Source organism: Collinsella intestinalis (genome assembly GCF_902501455.1).
In the GTDB taxonomy this organism is placed as follows: domain Bacteria; phylum Actinomycetota; class Coriobacteriia; order Coriobacteriales; family Coriobacteriaceae; genus Collinsella; species Collinsella intestinalis.
Map to the genome: position 1 here is coordinate 25,098 of NZ_CABWIC010000002.1, position 15,446 is coordinate 40,543.

A 15,446-nucleotide genomic window follows, 5' to 3' on the forward strand; every position below is an offset into this window, starting at 1 on the left:
TGGGACGACCGGAAAAATGGTCGAGAAGTGCCACGCTATCGTAGAGAGGCATTTCTCGACCGGTTCATATGGGAAAAGTTCGAAAAAATGGTCGCAAAATGCCTCGCTGTTGCAGCTTGGCATTTTGCGACCAAAATCCCGTCTGAGAGAGGCGCCCGTATCTGGCAGATCGGCGCCCGGCGCGAGTTTGAAGCTCGTGTCTGCCCTGCTGCCCGCTACGCCGCCGGCTTGGGTGAATCCACGCGACTTGATGTATCCGGGTGGATCGTCATGGTCTGGAAGCGGTTTGCCATGTAGTCGTTATCGAAGTGCTCGGCGTAGAACTCCTCGACCGGGGAGCTGGGCTGAATGCCGCTCACACGGCAGAACCAGCAGTCGAGCGCCTGGAGCGTCATGACTCCGTTCACCAGCATGAGGGCGGCGACCACGGTGGTCAGCGAGTAGCGCATCTTCCACGGAATCAGGTTGATGAGCTTGAGCAGGCGCGGCAGGCAGACCTTGATCCAGAACAGACCGAGGGTGCCCCACATGAGCATGAACGGGGTGGACGTGCGCCCGGCGAACAGAATCGCCATGGGGTCGGGGATGCCGGGCAGCAGTTCGTAGGAGTACGCCCAGGCGATCGCGCCGAACGAGGTCTGCATCCACCAACCCACAGCAGCCTCGAACACGCCGCCAATCAGGGCGCTGACCAGGAAGATCAATACAAAACCGCGCTTATAGAATCGGTTGAGGGCAACGGTGAGCAGCACGGCGCCAAAGCCGTAGATGGGGCTGAACGGGCCGAACAGAAGGCCGGCTCGATCCTGGTACACGCCCGGATCGACCCACACCATATGGAAGATGATCTCGATGATCAGGCCGAGTACGCAGCAGACCATGAAGACCCAGAACAGGTTGAAGAAGTTGAGCTTGATATAGCCCTCGCCCGTGAGGTCTCGGCCCAGCATGCCCTCGGCGGCCGCCTCGCGGTCCTCGAGATCGCGCAGGCGACGCTGCAGTTCGCGCTCCTGGCGCAGCGTGGGATCGATCGTGGCAGAGAGTGCCGTGAGGATGCCCAGCTGGATCATGGGGCGGATGAGGTGCACGCCGATGCCCTGGAGCATGACGTCGATCAGGATCTGTGCGACCGTCATCACGATAAGGGCGTATGCCCAGCGGCCCGCGTCGCGGCGGTAGCTCTTCATGAGCGTCCAGCCGAAGATGATGAGTGCAACCGAGGCGACGAACGCCAGGACGGAGCCGATCGCCGTCATGGTGACGGTAAGGGTGAGGTTAGAACCGATGAGGACGGATTCCTGGCCGAGCACCAGTCGATAGACCATGATGCCAAAGTAGGCTCCCATAAGCGGCAACGCCACGACGCCGTCGAGCGCGCACAGGGCGCCATACACGCGCACGATGAGCGGGATGGCTTTGCGCTGGTCGGCGGTGGCGTTCTTGGGATCGAGATCGTTGCCCGGAAGGTCGTAGTCGGGGTTCGTGGTGGCTGTGCGGCTTGTTGGGTCGCTCACAGATGCTCCTTGCTCGCAAAATGGCACAAACCGAATATTTTTTCATAGTACCCGTTTTGGCCGAACGTACTCCCGCACCGCCATACCTCAATTCAGGGACAGTCCCTAAATTGAGGTGGAGGTGTTTCAAATCGAGGCGTGCCCGTCAAAGCAAAGGGCCCGCCGACCATATGGGTCGACGGGCCTTGAGTTTCGCGTTTGGTGCGCGGGCGCGCGCGGCGCGGGGCGTGCGCGGAGCGCTTGCCGGCCTCCGCGGCGGTTTACTCGCCCAGCAGCGCCTTCTTCATGGAAGCGGCGGCCTTCTTGCCGGCGCCCATGGCGAGGATGACGGTGGCGGCGCCGGTCACGATGTCACCGCCGGCCCACACCTTCGGGTTGGAGGTGCGGCCGTCCTCATCGGCCTCGATGAGGCCCCAGCGGTTGAGCTCGACGTCGGCGCAGAGCTTGGCGAAGGGGTTGGCCATGGTGCCGATGGCGGTGATGGCCACGTCGCAGGGGATCTCGAAGGCGGAGTCCTGAACCGGGACGGGGCGGCGACGACCCGAGGCGTCGGGCTCACCGAGCTCCATGCGCTCCAGCTTGACGGCGGACACAAAGCCGTCCTCGCCCTTGATGAACTCGAGCGGGTTGACGAGCTCGAGGATGTGAACGCCCTCTTCCTTGGCGTGATGGACCTCGGCCAGGCGCGCGGGCATCTCAGCCTCGGTGCGGCGGTAAGCCAGCATCACGCTGTCGGCGCCCAGACGCAGGGCGGTGCGGGCGGCGTCCATGGCAACGTTGCCGCCACCGAACACCACGACGTTCTTGCCCTGGCGGATCGGGGTGTCGTAGACGGGGAAGTCGTACGCGTGCATGAGGTTGGTGCGGGTGAGGTACTCGTTGGCGCAGTACACGCCGGGCAGGTTCTCGCCCGGAACCTTGAGGAAGCGGGGGAGACCGGCGCCCACAGCGAGGTACAGGGCGTCAAAGCCCTCCTCGTTGAAGAGCTCGTCGGCGTCGAACAGGCGGCCGGCGACGGAGTTGTACTCGAAGTGCACGCCGAGCTGCTCCAGGCCCTCGATCTCGCGCTTGACGATCTTCTTGGGCAGGCGGAACTCGGGGATGCCGTAGGTCAGCACGCCGCCGCCGGTGAAGAAGGCCTCGAACACGGTGACGTCGAAGCCCTCGCGGGCGAGCTCGCCGGCGCAGGCGATGCCGGAGGGGCCGGAGCCCACGATGGCGACCTTCTTGCCGTTCTTGGGCTTGCACACCGGAGCGCGGCCGACCTCCTCGGCCATGTCGCCCACCATGCGCTCGAGTTGGCCGATGGCCACGGCCTCGCCCTTGCGGCCGAGGATGCACTTGCCCTCGCACTGGTTCTCCTGCGGGCACACGCGGCCGCAGACGGAGGGCAGGAGGTTATCGCCCTTGATGGTCTCGAGCGCGCCGGCCCAGTCCTCATCGCGGATCTTGGAGATGAAGCCGGGGATGTTCACGCCGACGGGGCAGCCCTGCATGCACAGGGGCTTCTTGCAGTCGAGGCAGCGGTTGGCCTCGGCGATGGCGTCTTCCTTGGTGAAGCCCGTGTCGACCGGGCGGAAATCGCACGCGCGCTCAGCGGCCGGCTCCTCGTTCGGAGTGGTGCGGGGAGCGCCGATGTTCGGGCGATACTTCTTTACTTCTGGCATGCGCAGGCCTCCTCATGACGCTTGGTGGAAACGGCCTCTTCGCCGCGGTAGCTGGCCTGGCGCGCGGCCAGGTCGTCCCAGTCGACGGCGCTGGCGTCGAAATCGGGGCCGTCGACGCAGGCAAACTTGGTCTCGCCGCCCACCTCGACGCGGCAGCAACCGCACATGCCGGTGCCGTCGACCATGATGGGGTTGAGGCTGGCGATGATCGGGATGTTGTGCTCGTGGCAGGTGAGGGAGGAGAACTTCATCATCGGCACGGGGCCAACGCAGAAGGCGTGGTCGATGGAGTCGGTCTCGCACAGGCGCGCGAGCGGCAGGGTCACGACGCCCTTCTCGCCCATGGAGCCGTCGTCGGTGGTGACGAACAGGCCGGCGAGCGGCAGCGCGTCGAACTGCTCGTGCAGGATGAGGAGGTCCTTGGTGCGGGCGCCCATGATCACGTAGACGTTCTTGCCCTGCTCGCAGAGCATACGCGCCACGGGGTAGGCGATGGCGAGACCCACGCCGCCGCCGATGACGGCCACGGAGTCGCCCTCGACCTCGGTGGGCTGGCCCAGCGGGCCGGTGATGTCGCGGATGAAGTCGCCCTCGTTGAGCTCGGAGAGGCACTGCGTGGTCTTGCCCACCACCATGAAGATGAACTCGATCCAGCCCTCCTCCGCATTCCAGTTGGCGAAGGTGAACGGCACGCGCTCGCCCGTCTCGTCGATGCGCACCATGAGGAACTGGCCGGCGTGAGCCTTCTTGGCCATCCTCGGGGCGTGGACGCGGAACTCGAAGACCTTCTCCGAGAACTGCGTCTTCTTCAGGATTTCAAACATAGAACCCCTCTCTGATTGGCCGGAGCATCGTATGCGCAGGTCACGCAAGCAAAATGCCCCGATTGCAACCTCTTGTGCATGCGCATAAGGCGAATATGCGCATGCGCTGTCAAGTATACCCCGCGACCTTGCGTGTAAGCCTTGCCCGCGCGTCTTTCGGGCAAGCGGTAAAACGTTTTTCGGTGGGCGAGGGGGCGGTGAAAAGGAGGGCGCCGGCCTCAATTTAGGGACAGTCCCTAAATTGAGGCCGGCGCTTTTGGGTGCGATGCGGTTTTGCTCCGGGTTGTCAGTGTTTGCCGTTGGCGTTCGCGCCGCCGTTGACATGGTCGCGCGCGAATACGACGCCGCGGGTCACGGCGAGCGCCGCAGCTTCGGCGGCCTGGTGCGTCATGACCTCGAAGTCCTCGGCCTCGCGGGAGCGCAGCTGCTTCAAGACGAAGTCGGCCACGGGCATGCGACCCGGGGGGTTGCCGATGCCGGCGCGGATGCGGGAGAAGTCGCGGCTGCCGAGCTTGTCGATGATGGAGCGCAGACCGTTGTGGCCGGCGTGGCCGCCGCCGACCTTCACGCGGACGTCGCCCGCGGGGATATCGAGCTCGTCGTGGATGACGAGCAGCTCCTCGGGCTTGACCTTGTACTGCGCGCAGAGCTTGGAGATGGGGCCGCCGCTCGTGTTCATGTAAGACTGGGGTTTGACCAGGACGACCTCGCGCTTACCGCCTTCGGCCTCAGCGTCGTTGACGTTGATGACGGCGACCTCGGCGCCCGCCTGGTTCTTCCAATAGCTGACGCCCGCCTTCTCGGCCAGGACGTCGATCGCGCAAAAGCCGGCGTTGTGACGGGTTGCGGCGTATTCCTCGCCGGGGTTGCCGAGTCCGGCGACCATGCGGATGGGCTTGGGCTGTGCTGCGGCCATGGGGCTCCTTGCGTTCGTTATGTACCTGCCGAGTATGGTGGCGGTGGGTGGATGAGCTGTCAAATCGGGGCGCGCGGGATGTGGAGGGCGGCGGGGGTGTCGACTTGGGGGCGGTCTGCCTTCTTGCTGTGCGGTACTATCAATTCATGGGCGTCGTCGTCCGACGTCCGATTTGATACCGAACATCAAGGAGTCCCCATGGATGTCACCGCGATTGTAATGGCCGCAGGCGAGGGCACGCGCATGAAGTCGAATCATGCCAAGGTGTCCCACCAGATTCTCGGCAAGCCCATGGCCTGCTGGGTCATCGATGCGGCACTGGCCGCTGGATGCACTCGCGTGGTCGTGGTGGTGGGCAGCCACTCCGACGAGGTGCGCGCGCTGATCTCCGCTGCCTACGAGGGCACGCCTGCCGCCGACGCCATCGAGTGCGTCGAGCAGGTCGAGCGCTTGGGCACCGCGCATGCCGTCCGCACCGCGCTGGATGCGACAGGCATCGACGCCGGTCCCGTGGTGGTCTTAAACGGCGACCTTCCGCTCATCCAGGCCGATACCATCGCCGCCTTCGCCAACACCGTCGCTGACGGTTCGAACGCCGGTGCCGTGCTCACCTTCACCCCGCCCGTGCCCTTTGGCTACGGCCGCATCGAGCTGGCCGAGGACGGGACCGTCAACCGCATCATCGAGCAGAAGGACTGCACGCCCGAGCAGGACGCCGAGCTCCTCGAGTGCAACGCCGGCTGCTACGCCTTCGACGGAGCGCTCCTTGCCGCCCACATCGGCGAGGTCGGCAACGACAACGCGCAGGCCGAGTATTACCTGCCCGACATGGTTGAGATCCTTAAACGCCACGGCCATGCCGTGACCATCTCCCACTGCGAGGATTACCGCGACGGCCTGGGTGTGAATAGCCGTGTGCAGCTCGCCGAGCTCACCGCCATCGCCCGCGACCGCATCAACGAGCGCTTCATGACCGAGGGCGTCACCTTTATCGATCCCGCCCAGGCCTGGATCGGCCCCGATGCGCAGATTGGTCGCGACACCATCGTGTGGCCGCAGACTCACCTCATCGGCGCCTGCCGCATCGGCGAGGGCTGCCAGCTCGGCCCGAACAGCCGCCTCACGAACGTCGTGGCGGGCAACGATTGCTCGCTCGACGAGACGGTCGCCATCGACGTCGTGATTGAGAACGGCGTGACCTGCGGTCCGCGCGCCTACCTGCGCCCGGGTACGCACCTTTTGGACGGCGCGCACGTGGGTACGCATGTCGAGATCAAGAAGTCCACGATCGGCGAGGGCTCCAAGGTCCCGCATCTCTCCTATATCGGCGACACCACGATGGGTGCGGGCGTGAACGTTGGCGCCGGCTCCATCACCTGCAACTACGATGGCAAGAACAAGCACGCCACCACCATCGGCGACCGCACGTTCATCGGCTCCGACACCATGATGGTCGCTCCCGTGAACATCGGCGCGGACGTGGTGACCGGAGCGAGCAGCTGCATCACCCGCGACGTGCCGGACGGCGCCCTGGCCGTGGAGCGTTCCGACCAGCGCATTGTCGAGGGCTACACCGAGCTGCGTCGCGCCCGCCTGTAACCCTTTCGGATGTGTAATTGGGGACGGGTGCGAATTGCACATCCTGCTGATGGGCCTGCCGGTCGTCCGATTTCGGGCGGCCGGCTTTTTCATGACGAGACCCAAAGATGTGTAATTTGCACCCGTCCCCAATTACACATTATCGGTGGTCAATTGGCTGGCAAAGTGGCTAATATATAGAACGTGTAAGGAAGTTGTGGCGTATAAAGGAGAAGTCATGCCGACAACCGATCCCAAAAAGACCGTGGATATGAGCAAGATCCTGCGAGTGTACTCCGGTTCCTCCAACCGTCCGCTCGCCCAGAAGATCGCCAACCAGCTCGGCGTGGAGCTCTCCGGCCTTACGCTCAAGCAGTTCGCCAACGGCGAGATCTACGCTCGCTATGACGAGACCGTCCGCGGCGCCGACGTCTTCCTGATCCAGTCCGTTGCCGGCGAGAACGTCAATGACATGCTCATGGAGCTCCTCATCGCCACGGATGCCGCCAAGCGCGCTTCCGCCCGCTCCATCACCGCCGTCATCACCCACTACGGCTACGCCCGTCAGGACCGCAAGGCCGGCCCGCGTGAGCCCATCACCGCCCGCCTCGTCGCCAACCTGCTCGAGTGCGCCGGCGTCGACCGTATCATCACGCTCGACCTGCACCAGGGCCAGATCCAGGGCTTCTTCGACATCCCGGTGAACCACCTCTCCGCTCTGCCGCTCTTCGCCGACTACTACGACGCCATGGGCTTCGACACCGACAACCTCGTCGTCGTCTCCCCCGACGTGGGCCGCGCCAAGGCTGCCAAGAAGCTGTCCGACATGCTCGGCTGCTCGCTGGCCATCGCCCACAAGGGCCGTCCGCGCCACAACGCCGCCGAGGTCATGGGCATCATCGGTGACATCAAGGGCAAGACCTGCATCATCAACGATGACATGATCGACACCGCGGGCACCCTGTGCGCCAACGTGCGCGAGCTCAAGGCCCTCGGCGCCGGCGACATCTACGTGTGCGCCACCCACGGCATCTTCTCCGGCGAGGCCGTCCAGCGCCTGAACGACGCTCCGATCGTCGAGTGCGTGGTCACCGACGCCATCCCCGTCGAGGAGGGTGGCAAGATCAAGACCATCTCCGTGGCCGGTGAGTTCGCCGAGACCATCTCCGCCGTGTACTACGAGCAGTCCGTGAGCACGCTCGTGGGCGGCGACTTCGCGATGTAGCGAACGTGTTCAATGTGAGCGGTGGTTTGTCCACCGCTCGTTCGGCCGGGTCCCTCGCGGGCCCGGCTGTTTCTTAAAGGGGCGATTTGCAGAAGAGAGGGGGAGCGGATGGCGCAGGCGCCCAGGCATACGGCATTTGGAACCATACACCCCGCGGTGCCGGCGGCGTTTCTCGCGTGCACGCTCGGCCTGACCATGTTCGCCCCGCATCCGGTGCTGGTGTCGCTGTCCCTCGCGGGGGCGCTCGCGTACGGCGCCGTTGCCCGCGGTGTTCGTCCCGCGCTGCTCGCCTTGCGTTGGCAGCTTCCGCTCATCGTGTTGCTGGCCTGCGTGAACCCTCTGTTCGCGCAGCGGGGGAGCACGTTGCTGTTCTCGCCGTTCGGCATGCCGGTGTACGCCGAGAGCCTGCTGTACGGCGTTGTCATGGCGGTGATGTTCATGGCGAGCGTCCTATGGTTCCAGGCCGCACGCGATATCTTGCCGCAGGACAAGGTGCTCTCCCTGTTCGGCAACGCGGCGCCGGTCATATCGCTCATGATCTCGATGACGATGCGCCTCATCCCGCGCTTCGTGCGACAGGGGCATGTGGTCGCCGATGTGCAGGATGTGGCTCTGAGCTGCGCCGATGAAAATGGTCGCCGGCGTGCCGGCGAACGTCACGGCCTTGTGCGCCGTCGCATGCGGCAGAGCTCGGTGCTTATGGGCTGGGCCATGGAAGACTCCCTGGAAACTGCCGACGCCATGCGTGCGCGCGGCTGGGGCGCCGCGGAGCACCGAACCACGTACGTTCGCTATCGCTTCACTTCGCGCGACATGTTCGGCCTGGCGCTCGTCGCGGCTTTCGGCGCCCTCTGCATCGCGGTGGCGTGGCGGTCCTCGTCCTTTGCGTTTTATCCACAGCTCTCGCCCTTGGGTCCTTGGCTGAGCTACATTCCCTACGCCGCTTGGATGTTCGTTCCCGCGGCGCTGCACGTGTACGAGAGGAGCGTATTCGCATGAGCGATGAGGGTATCGCGCTCGCGTACGATGACGTGACGTTTCGCTATCCGGGCTCTCATGGTGACGTGCTGAGCGGCGTGTCCATGGCCGTTCCCGCCGGTGCGTTCGTGCTGCTGGTGGGAGGCACCGGTTCGGGCAAGTCGACGTTGCTCTCGCTGGCCAAGCCGCAAATCGCCCCTGCGGGGGACCGCGCCGGCCAGGTGCGCGTGTTCGGCAGACCCGTGGATGACTTGGATGGGGCCGAGGCATGTGAGGTCGGCTATGTGTTCCAAGACCCCGATAACCAGATCGTGTGCGACAGCGTGTGGCACGAGATGGCATTCGGCTTGGAAAACCTCGGTACGCCCCAGGGCGAGATGCGCCGTCGTGTTGCCGAGGCGAGCTACTTCTTTGGCATGGGGCCGTGGTTCCACAGCGATACGGATGCGCTTTCGGGCGGCCGCAAGCAGCTGCTGGCGCTTGCCTCGACGCTCGTCATGCAACCGCGCGTGCTGCTGCTCGACGAGCCGACGGCGCAGCTCGACCCCATCGCGGCGCGCAATTTCCTGCATGCCTTATTCCGCGTGAACCGGGAGCTGGGATGCACCGTGGTTGTTGCGACGCACGAGCCCGAGCTGATGGCTGATTACGCGACCTGTGCGTTCGAGCTGGTGGACGGCGCCGTGAGGCCGGTTGAGGACCTGGGGCGCTTCAAGTGCGAGGCCGCGTTGGCGGAGCGCGGCGCTCTCTGCGATGCGAATGCCCCGGCCGCCGTGTCGGCGCGCGGTGCGTGGTTCCGGTACGGCCGCGATGACGACTGGGTACTGCGCGGTTTGGATCTTGAAGTGCGTCAGGGCGAGGTGCATGCCCTGGTTGGCGGTAACGGCTGTGGCAAATCGACGCTGCTCGCCCTTATCGCGGGCACGCGCCGTGCGCAGCGGGGCGAGGTGCGTTCCGCGATTTCGGCCAAGGCGATGCTCCCCCAGGACCCCAAGGCCCTTTTTGCCGAGGAGCGCGTGGATGAGGAGCTCATGGAATGGGCGCATATCGGCGGATATGGCGCAGATGAGGTTCAGGCCATGATGGGAGAGCTCGGTCTTGCCGACCGCGCCGGCCTGCATCCGTACGACCTGTCCGGCGGTCAACGCCAGATGCTCGCCTTGGGCAAGCTGCTGCTCGTTCATCCACGGCTTCTGTTGCTCGACGAACCGACCAGGGGTCTCGACCGCGCCGCCCGCGAGCATGTGGCCGGCATGATCGAGGCTGCTCGCCGCGACGGTGTTACGGTCATCGTATCCACGCACGACCTGGCATTCGTGCGTCGCGTCGCCGACCGCGTGTCGCTTATGTTCGACGGCGAGCTTGCCTGCACCGAGCCCGTGGGCGAGTTCTTCCGCAACAACCTGTTCTACCGGCCATGATGGTGGGGGATGAGATGCGTTTGAGCGGCACGTGCGGACACGTTCTCGAAATTGCGCTGCTGGCTGCAGTTCCCCTGGTCATGGGCGCGGCATTGCTGACGGGGGCGGCAAACGCCGCACTGCTCATGATGGTCGTCGTGACGCTGGTGCTCGTTCTGTTCTTCCTGGGGTACGAGCGGAGCCAGCCTGCGCTGCGCCAGATCATGCCCACGCTGGTGCTCGCCGCGCTGGCGGCGGCGGGGCGCATCCTGTTCGCGCCTATTCCGGACTTCAAGCCGCTTTCCGCGATCGCCATCATCGCCGGCGCGACGTTGGGCCCGCGCAACGGCTTCATGGTCGGTGCGCTCGCGGCGCTTACCAGTAATTTCTTTTTCGGCCAGGGGCTGTGGAGCCCATGGCAGATGTATGCCTGGGGCGTGGTGGGATACGTGGGCGGCATGCTGGCTCGGTCCGGCGTGTTCGATAACCGCACGGCTGGCCGCCCGCGCGTATGGGCGCTCGTGCTCATGGGGCTGGCATCCGGCGCCCTATACGGCGTGATCATCAATGCATATGGCGTGCTGGGATTCGTGCGTCCGCTCACATGGGCCGGTGCGCTGGCCTACGTGGCCGCATCCCTGCCCTTCGACGCGATGCACGGCGTGGCGACTGCCCTGTTCCTCGCGGTTTTGTACGGCCCGTGGACGCGCCGCATCGGTCGAGTCGTGCGCAAGTACGGGCTGTAGCGTCTGCGCGGCGGCCCTACAGTTCGATCTCCAGCGTGACGGGGCAGTGGTCGGAGCCAAAGATGTCGTTGCGGATGCCGCAGGCGCGCACGCGGTCGGCGATTGCGTCGCTTACCAGGAAGTAGTCGATGCGCCAGCCCGCGTTGTTCTTGCGCGCGTTGAAGCGGTAGCTCCACCAGCTGTAGGCGCCCTCCAGGTCGGGGTTGGCGGCGCGGAACGTGTCGGTGTACCCCGCATCCAGCAACTCGCCGAACTTCGCGCGCTCCTCGTCGGAAAAGCCGGCGTTGCCGCGGTTGGACTTAGGGTTCTTGAGGTCGATCTCGTTGTGCGCGACGTTAAAATCGCCGCAGGTCACAACCGGCTTGCCCGTTTCGTCCTCGAGCGAGCGCAGGAAGGTGCGGTAGACGTCGTCCCAAGCCATGCGCGTGCTCAGACGGGCGAGCTCGCCCTGCGCGTTGGGGGTGTACACGTCCACGAACCAAAAGCGCTCGAACTCCAGGGCGCACACGCGACCCTCGGTGGCGGCGACGGCGACCAGTTCGAGTTCGTCGTCGGAGAGGCCTGCGGCGCGCCCGGCTGCGAGCACGGCGTCTGCGTGACGTACGGAAAGGGGCTCCTCGCGGCAGAACACGGCCGTGCCGGAGTAACCCTTGCGCTCAGCGTAGCTCCACACCTGGTGATAACCGGGAAGGTCGAGCTCGACCTGACCCTCCTGCAGTTTGGTCTCCTGCAGGCCGAGGATGTCGGCGTCGAGTTCGGCCACGATGTCGGTGAAGCTCGGGTCCTTTTTGAGCACGGCGCGCAGGCCGTTGACGTTCCACGAGGCGAGCTTGAGCGTGCGGGAAGCGGTGTCGGTCATGATGGTCTCCTTCGGCGGCGCACAGCGCCGGATATGTCGAAGGGCCCGTTCGGCGCTGCGTGCGCCGACGAAATGGGCCCAGTAGGGTATCGCATGGCTAACTATACTAGATGGCGGTGGCGCTGCGATTGCGGTTCGGCGAAAGCCTCGCCTGGTTGCCGACGCTCCAGGATGAGCGCGCCGCCCTGCTCATCTGCTGCGATATCGCGCGGGCATTCGAGGTTTAGGGCGTTCTCGGCCTCTCTATCCCCGCGTGCCACGACATTCGCGCAACGTAAAACGAGTGGGCTGGATACAATAGAACGAGTTTGTCTGTTTCGAAAGGATCCTCATGGCACGCGATTCCAAAGTTTGGCGCTGCGGAAAATACGAGCTGAAGTTCGACCGCCCGCGCATCATGGGCGTCCTCAACGTCACGCCCGATTCCTTCAGCGACGGTGGCGAGCACCTCGATACCGACGCCGCAATCGCGCACGGCCTCAAGATGCTCGACGATGGCGCCGATATCATCGACGTCGGCGGCGAGTCGACCCGTCCCAGTTTCACCCCGGTCGATCCCGACACCGAGGCGCGCCGCGTGCTGCCGGTCGTGCAAGCGCTCGCCAAAGCCGGCGCCGTTGTGTCTATCGATACCCGCCATGTGGAAGTCGCCAAGGCGGCCGTCCGCGTGGGAGCCTCCATCGTCAACGACGTGACGGGCTTCACCGACCCGCGCATGGTCGATTTCGTCAAGGAGAGCGACTGCGGCCTGGTGGTCATGCATGCCGGCGAGGTTGCCGACGTCGAGCGTCCCCGCACGCACACCGAGGTCCAGCTCGACACCTCCGCCGCCGCATTCATGGCGCAGAAGGCTCGCGAGGCCGAGGAGGCCGCTCGCGCGCTGGGCGCCACCGGCAAGTCCAAGCGCGCCGCCAAGGCAAAGCTCATCTCCGGCATGGTGCAGCCCCTGCAGCCGCAGCTGCCGTTCGACGCGCCGGCTCCCGCAGCCGATGCCGAGCAGGCCGCGCCGGCCCCCGGCGCATCTGCCGCCGTGGCGTTCGATGCGACCGACGCGGATGCCGTGAGCGCATCGGTCGAAGACGCACCTTCCAGCGACGATCTTGCGTCCGTGATGGCGCGCTCCGGGGCCACCGCATACAACGGCAGCCGCTCCGCGCAGCTCCGCCGCTTCACCCTGCCCGATTCGGCCCCGATCATGCGTCGCGTCATGGGCTTCCTGTCCGACCAGGCCCGCGCACTCATACACGCAGGCGTGGCCCGCGAGCGCATCTGCCTGGATCCGGGCTCGGGTTTTGGCAAGGAGGCCAACGAGGACATCGTTATCCAACGCGAGCTGGGCAAGATCGCCTCGCTGGGCTATCCCACGCTGTGTGCCGTATCGCGCAAGCGCCTGGTGGGCGCCATCTCGGGCGTGGCAAACGCCAGGGAGCGCGACATCGCCACGTTCGGCGTGTGCCTGGGCGCCATCGAGCAGGGCGCAAACATCGTGCGCGTGCACAACGTTGCCGGGTTCGCCCAGTTCCTGAATGGTTTTTGGGCGATCGCCCGCCCGCAGCCGCGCCGCGCCTACGTGGCGCTCGGCTCCAACGAGGGCGACCGTTTGGAGAACATCCGCACCGCGCGCGACCTCATTGCCCAGATCCCCATGACGTGTGTGTCGAGCTGCTCGCGCATTTACGAGAGCGAGCCCGCCTACGAAACGGATCAGGATGCCTTTGCCAATGCGGTGATCGAGATCAAGACCGAGCTGGCGCCGCTCATCCTGCTGGATGAGCTGGGCAAGGTGGAGCTGCAGCTGGGCCGCGACCGCTCCGGCAAGGCCAAGGCAAACGGCCCGCGCCCCATCGATTGCGACCTTTTGTGGATGGACAACGAGATTCACGGCGGCAACAAGCTGCGCCTGCCGCATCCCGGTCTGGGAGAGCGCGACTTTGTGCTGGTGCCGCTCGAGGACCTCATGCACAACCCGGCGCGCTTCTTCCGCTACGAGGGTATCGACGTCAAGGAGCCCGAGGACCGCGTGGGCCACGTCGTCGCCGAGCTCGGCACGCTGTAGCGTTCGACCCTTTACGCCAGGCGGCGGTAGATCTCGCAGATGCCCTTGATGGTGAGTTGGGGGTCGACGTGGTCGAACGCGTCGGTGGCCTCGGCCACCACGCGCGCAAGGCCGCCGGTGGCGATGACGGTCGCATCTTCGCAATCGAGTTCGCGCTTGATGCGCGCGATTAGGCCCTCGGCCATCGCGGCGGCGCCCACCACGGTGCCGCTTTGCACGGCCTCCACGGTGGTGTGGCCGATCGTGGCCTTGGGCGCTTCGAGCGGGACGCTTGCCAATCGGGCGGCGCGCGCGGTTAGAGCGTCGAGCGAGATGCGGATTCCCGGCGCGATGCACCCTCCGATGTAGGCGCCGCGCTCGTCGACCACGTCGATGTTGGTGGCGGTGCCAAAATCGACCACGATGCTCGGTGCGCCGTACAGCGCGGCCGCCGCCGTGGCGTTGGCGATGCGGTCGGCTCCCACCTCCGCCGGGTTGGGCGCGTCGATGCTTGTAACGGCCGCGGTCTCACGGCCCACGACCATCAGGCGCGCGCCCATGTCTCGGGCCACGCCCTCCCATTCGCGCATGAGCTGCGGCACCACGCCGGCAAACGCGATGGCGTGGACGCAGCCCAGGTCCAGGCCGTCTTTGTGGAAATAGCCGAGCAGGCGGACGTGCAGTTCGTCTTTGGTGAGCGTGCGGTCCGTGGGCATGCGCCATGCGTGTACAAGCTCGTCGCCGTCAAAGAGGCCGAGTGCGGTTTGGGTGTTGCCCATATCGATGGCCAAAAGCATGGTCGTCTCCCGTTGAATGTCATGCGGACGCTGCGGAAATAGGGTCGACAGGGTGTCCTGAGCGACAGCGCACATTGTATACTTATCGCTTGCACGTGCGCTCCGCGGCGCACAAACGTTTTCGGTTTCCGAGGAGTCTCATGAACAAGAAGGCCAAGCGCCGTCTGGTGGTGACCGGCGGTATCGTCGCCATCGCCATGCTCGTGATCGTCGCCATCGCCGGCTCCGGCGGGGCGGCCTCGTCGCTCACGGTGGGCGACCTGCTCACCGGCGATTACGCCGGCAAGAAGGTCCAGGTCACCGGCTCGGTTGTCGACGGCTCGATCGAGACGGACGGCACCGCGGTCCGTTTTGACATCACCCCCGAGGAGGGTGACGGGAGCGAGTCGGTCCGAGTCGTCTACGAGGGCGCGCTGCCCGCGACCTTTGGCTCGGGCGTCGTCGCCATCTGCACCGGCACGGTCGAGAACCCGCCCATGCTCAGGTGCACCGAGATGGTCACCAAGTGCCCGTCCAAGTACGAGAGCGCCGAGGGCTCCCTCACCGTCAAGGGCCTCATCGACCAGGCCGACACCATGATGTTCGAGGACACCAAGGTGTGCGGCTATATCCAGGGCGAGGTCAACGACGCCAGCGCGGATTACCGCTTTGTCATCGAGTCCCAGGGCGCCACGTTGAAGGTGGTGTACGACGGGGGCCTCGACGAGCAGGTCTCCGACGGCGTCGCCGTCGTGCTCTCGGGTCACCTCGATTCCGATGGCATCTTCGTCGCAACGGAGCAGCCCGCCATCGACTCCTCCATCTCAAAGTAGTTCACGGCGTTGCCGGGGCCCCGGATGTGAATGCGCGTCCGGGGCCCCGGTGCGTCGGTTGGGCGCCCGCCTCGCATCTTCGGCGATGCGCGCGG

At 65.5% G+C, this 15,446-nt stretch carries 13 protein-coding genes; 7 read left to right on the forward strand and 6 right to left on the reverse strand.

Annotated features, from left to right (window positions below; genetic code table 11):
* Positions 1-215: 215 nt before the first annotated feature.
* The 4 genes from AOBCEHNH_RS00490 to pth all read right to left on the reverse strand — a co-directional run bounded on the left by AOBCEHNH_RS00490 (position 216) and on the right by pth (position 4,921).
* Complete coding sequence (locus AOBCEHNH_RS00490) at positions 216-1,514, reverse strand: putative ABC transporter permease (protein ID WP_152062759.1); 1,299 nt, start codon at positions 1,512-1,514, stop codon at positions 216-218.
* Between the two features lie 260 nt (positions 1,515-1,774).
* Entirely contained in the window at positions 1,775-3,181 is a 1,407-nt protein-coding gene (gene gltA, locus AOBCEHNH_RS00495) for an NADPH-dependent glutamate synthase (RefSeq protein WP_152062760.1), read from the reverse strand.
* Positions 3,169-4,005, reverse strand: coding sequence for a sulfide/dihydroorotate dehydrogenase-like FAD/NAD-binding protein (locus AOBCEHNH_RS00500; RefSeq protein WP_006723557.1), 837 nt, complete (start codon positions 4,003-4,005; stop codon positions 3,169-3,171). Before AOBCEHNH_RS00500 ends, gltA begins: the two co-directional genes overlap by 13 nt.
* A 286-nt stretch (positions 4,006-4,291) precedes the next feature.
* Complete coding sequence (gene pth, locus AOBCEHNH_RS00505) at positions 4,292-4,921, reverse strand: aminoacyl-tRNA hydrolase (RefSeq protein ID WP_006723559.1); 630 nt, start codon at positions 4,919-4,921, stop codon at positions 4,292-4,294.
* A gap of 198 nt (positions 4,922-5,119) precedes the next feature.
* Here pth and glmU point away from each other — a divergent pair, with 198 nt between their 5' ends.
* From glmU to AOBCEHNH_RS00530, 5 genes are all read left to right on the forward strand, one after another.
* Positions 5,120-6,520 carry a bifunctional UDP-N-acetylglucosamine diphosphorylase/glucosamine-1-phosphate N-acetyltransferase GlmU gene (gene glmU / locus AOBCEHNH_RS00510; protein ID WP_152062761.1) on the forward strand — a complete coding sequence of 467 codons (1,401 nt, stop codon included), beginning with the start codon at positions 5,120-5,122 and terminating at the stop codon, positions 6,518-6,520.
* A 217-nt stretch (positions 6,521-6,737) separates the two neighbouring features.
* Positions 6,738-7,724 carry a ribose-phosphate diphosphokinase gene (locus AOBCEHNH_RS00515; RefSeq protein ID WP_006723561.1) on the forward strand — a complete coding sequence of 329 codons (987 nt, stop codon included), beginning with the start codon at positions 6,738-6,740 and terminating at the stop codon, positions 7,722-7,724.
* Positions 7,725-7,832: 108 nt separating this feature from the next.
* Positions 7,833-8,723 carry an energy-coupling factor transporter transmembrane component T gene (locus AOBCEHNH_RS00520; protein ID WP_152062762.1) on the forward strand — a complete coding sequence of 297 codons (891 nt, stop codon included), beginning with the start codon at positions 7,833-7,835 and terminating at the stop codon, positions 8,721-8,723.
* Positions 8,720-10,123: an ABC transporter ATP-binding protein gene (locus AOBCEHNH_RS00525; protein ID WP_152062763.1), complete on the forward strand. Its 1,404-nt coding sequence runs from the start codon at positions 8,720-8,722 to the stop codon at positions 10,121-10,123. The genes AOBCEHNH_RS00520 and AOBCEHNH_RS00525 overlap by 4 nt, the downstream gene beginning before the upstream one ends.
* Positions 10,124-10,137: 14 nt before the next feature.
* Positions 10,138-10,848, forward strand: coding sequence for an ECF transporter S component (locus AOBCEHNH_RS00530; RefSeq protein ID WP_226803166.1), 711 nt, complete (start codon positions 10,138-10,140; stop codon positions 10,846-10,848).
* Positions 10,849-10,864: 16 nt separating this feature from the next.
* Here AOBCEHNH_RS00530 and AOBCEHNH_RS00535 read toward each other — a convergent pair whose 3' ends face one another.
* Positions 10,865-11,707, reverse strand: a complete 843-nt coding sequence (locus tag AOBCEHNH_RS00535; RefSeq protein ID WP_152062765.1) for an exodeoxyribonuclease III — start codon at positions 11,705-11,707, stop codon at positions 10,865-10,867.
* Between the two features lie 331 nt (positions 11,708-12,038).
* Here AOBCEHNH_RS00535 and folP point away from each other — a divergent pair, with 331 nt between their 5' ends.
* Complete coding sequence (gene folP / locus AOBCEHNH_RS00540) at positions 12,039-13,763, forward strand: dihydropteroate synthase (RefSeq protein WP_152062766.1); 1,725 nt, start codon at positions 12,039-12,041, stop codon at positions 13,761-13,763.
* Positions 13,764-13,774: 11 nt separating this feature from the next.
* Here folP and AOBCEHNH_RS00545 read toward each other — a convergent pair whose 3' ends face one another.
* Complete coding sequence (locus tag AOBCEHNH_RS00545) at positions 13,775-14,539, reverse strand: type III pantothenate kinase (RefSeq protein WP_039910414.1); 765 nt, start codon at positions 14,537-14,539, stop codon at positions 13,775-13,777.
* Positions 14,540-14,679: 140 nt separating this feature from the next.
* On the opposite strand from AOBCEHNH_RS00545, the gene AOBCEHNH_RS00550 reads away from it, so the two are divergent.
* Complete coding sequence (locus AOBCEHNH_RS00550; RefSeq protein WP_152062767.1) at positions 14,680-15,351, forward strand: cytochrome c maturation protein CcmE domain-containing protein; 672 nt, start codon at positions 14,680-14,682, stop codon at positions 15,349-15,351.
* The last annotated feature ends 95 nt before the right edge of the window (positions 15,352-15,446 follow it).

Excerpts from the sequence above, each read along its gene's own strand:
- gltA (WP_152062760.1), bottom strand. The coding sequence starts at position 3,181 with ATGCCAGAAGTAAAGAAGTATCGCCCGAACATCGGCGCTCCCCGCACC.
- AOBCEHNH_RS00545 (WP_039910414.1), bottom strand. The coding sequence starts at position 14,539 with ATGCTTTTGGCCATCGATATGGGCAACACCCAAACCGCACTCGGCCTC.
- glmU (WP_152062761.1), top strand. The coding sequence starts at position 5,120 with ATGGATGTCACCGCGATTGTAATGGCCGCAGGCGAGGGCACGCGCATG.
- AOBCEHNH_RS00530 (WP_226803166.1), top strand. The coding sequence starts at position 10,138 with ATGCGTTTGAGCGGCACGTGCGGACACGTTCTCGAAATTGCGCTGCTG.
- AOBCEHNH_RS00520 (WP_152062762.1), top strand. The coding sequence starts at position 7,833 with ATGGCGCAGGCGCCCAGGCATACGGCATTTGGAACCATACACCCCGCG.
- pth (WP_006723559.1), bottom strand. The coding sequence starts at position 4,921 with ATGGCCGCAGCACAGCCCAAGCCCATCCGCATGGTCGCCGGACTCGGC.
- AOBCEHNH_RS00515 (WP_006723561.1), top strand. The coding sequence starts at position 6,738 with ATGCCGACAACCGATCCCAAAAAGACCGTGGATATGAGCAAGATCCTG.
- AOBCEHNH_RS00525 (WP_152062763.1), top strand. The coding sequence starts at position 8,720 with ATGAGCGATGAGGGTATCGCGCTCGCGTACGATGACGTGACGTTTCGC.
- AOBCEHNH_RS00500 (WP_006723557.1), bottom strand. The coding sequence starts at position 4,005 with ATGTTTGAAATCCTGAAGAAGACGCAGTTCTCGGAGAAGGTCTTCGAG.
- AOBCEHNH_RS00535 (WP_152062765.1), bottom strand. The coding sequence starts at position 11,707 with ATGACCGACACCGCTTCCCGCACGCTCAAGCTCGCCTCGTGGAACGTC.
- folP (WP_152062766.1), top strand. The coding sequence starts at position 12,039 with ATGGCACGCGATTCCAAAGTTTGGCGCTGCGGAAAATACGAGCTGAAG.
- AOBCEHNH_RS00550 (WP_152062767.1), top strand. The coding sequence starts at position 14,680 with ATGAACAAGAAGGCCAAGCGCCGTCTGGTGGTGACCGGCGGTATCGTC.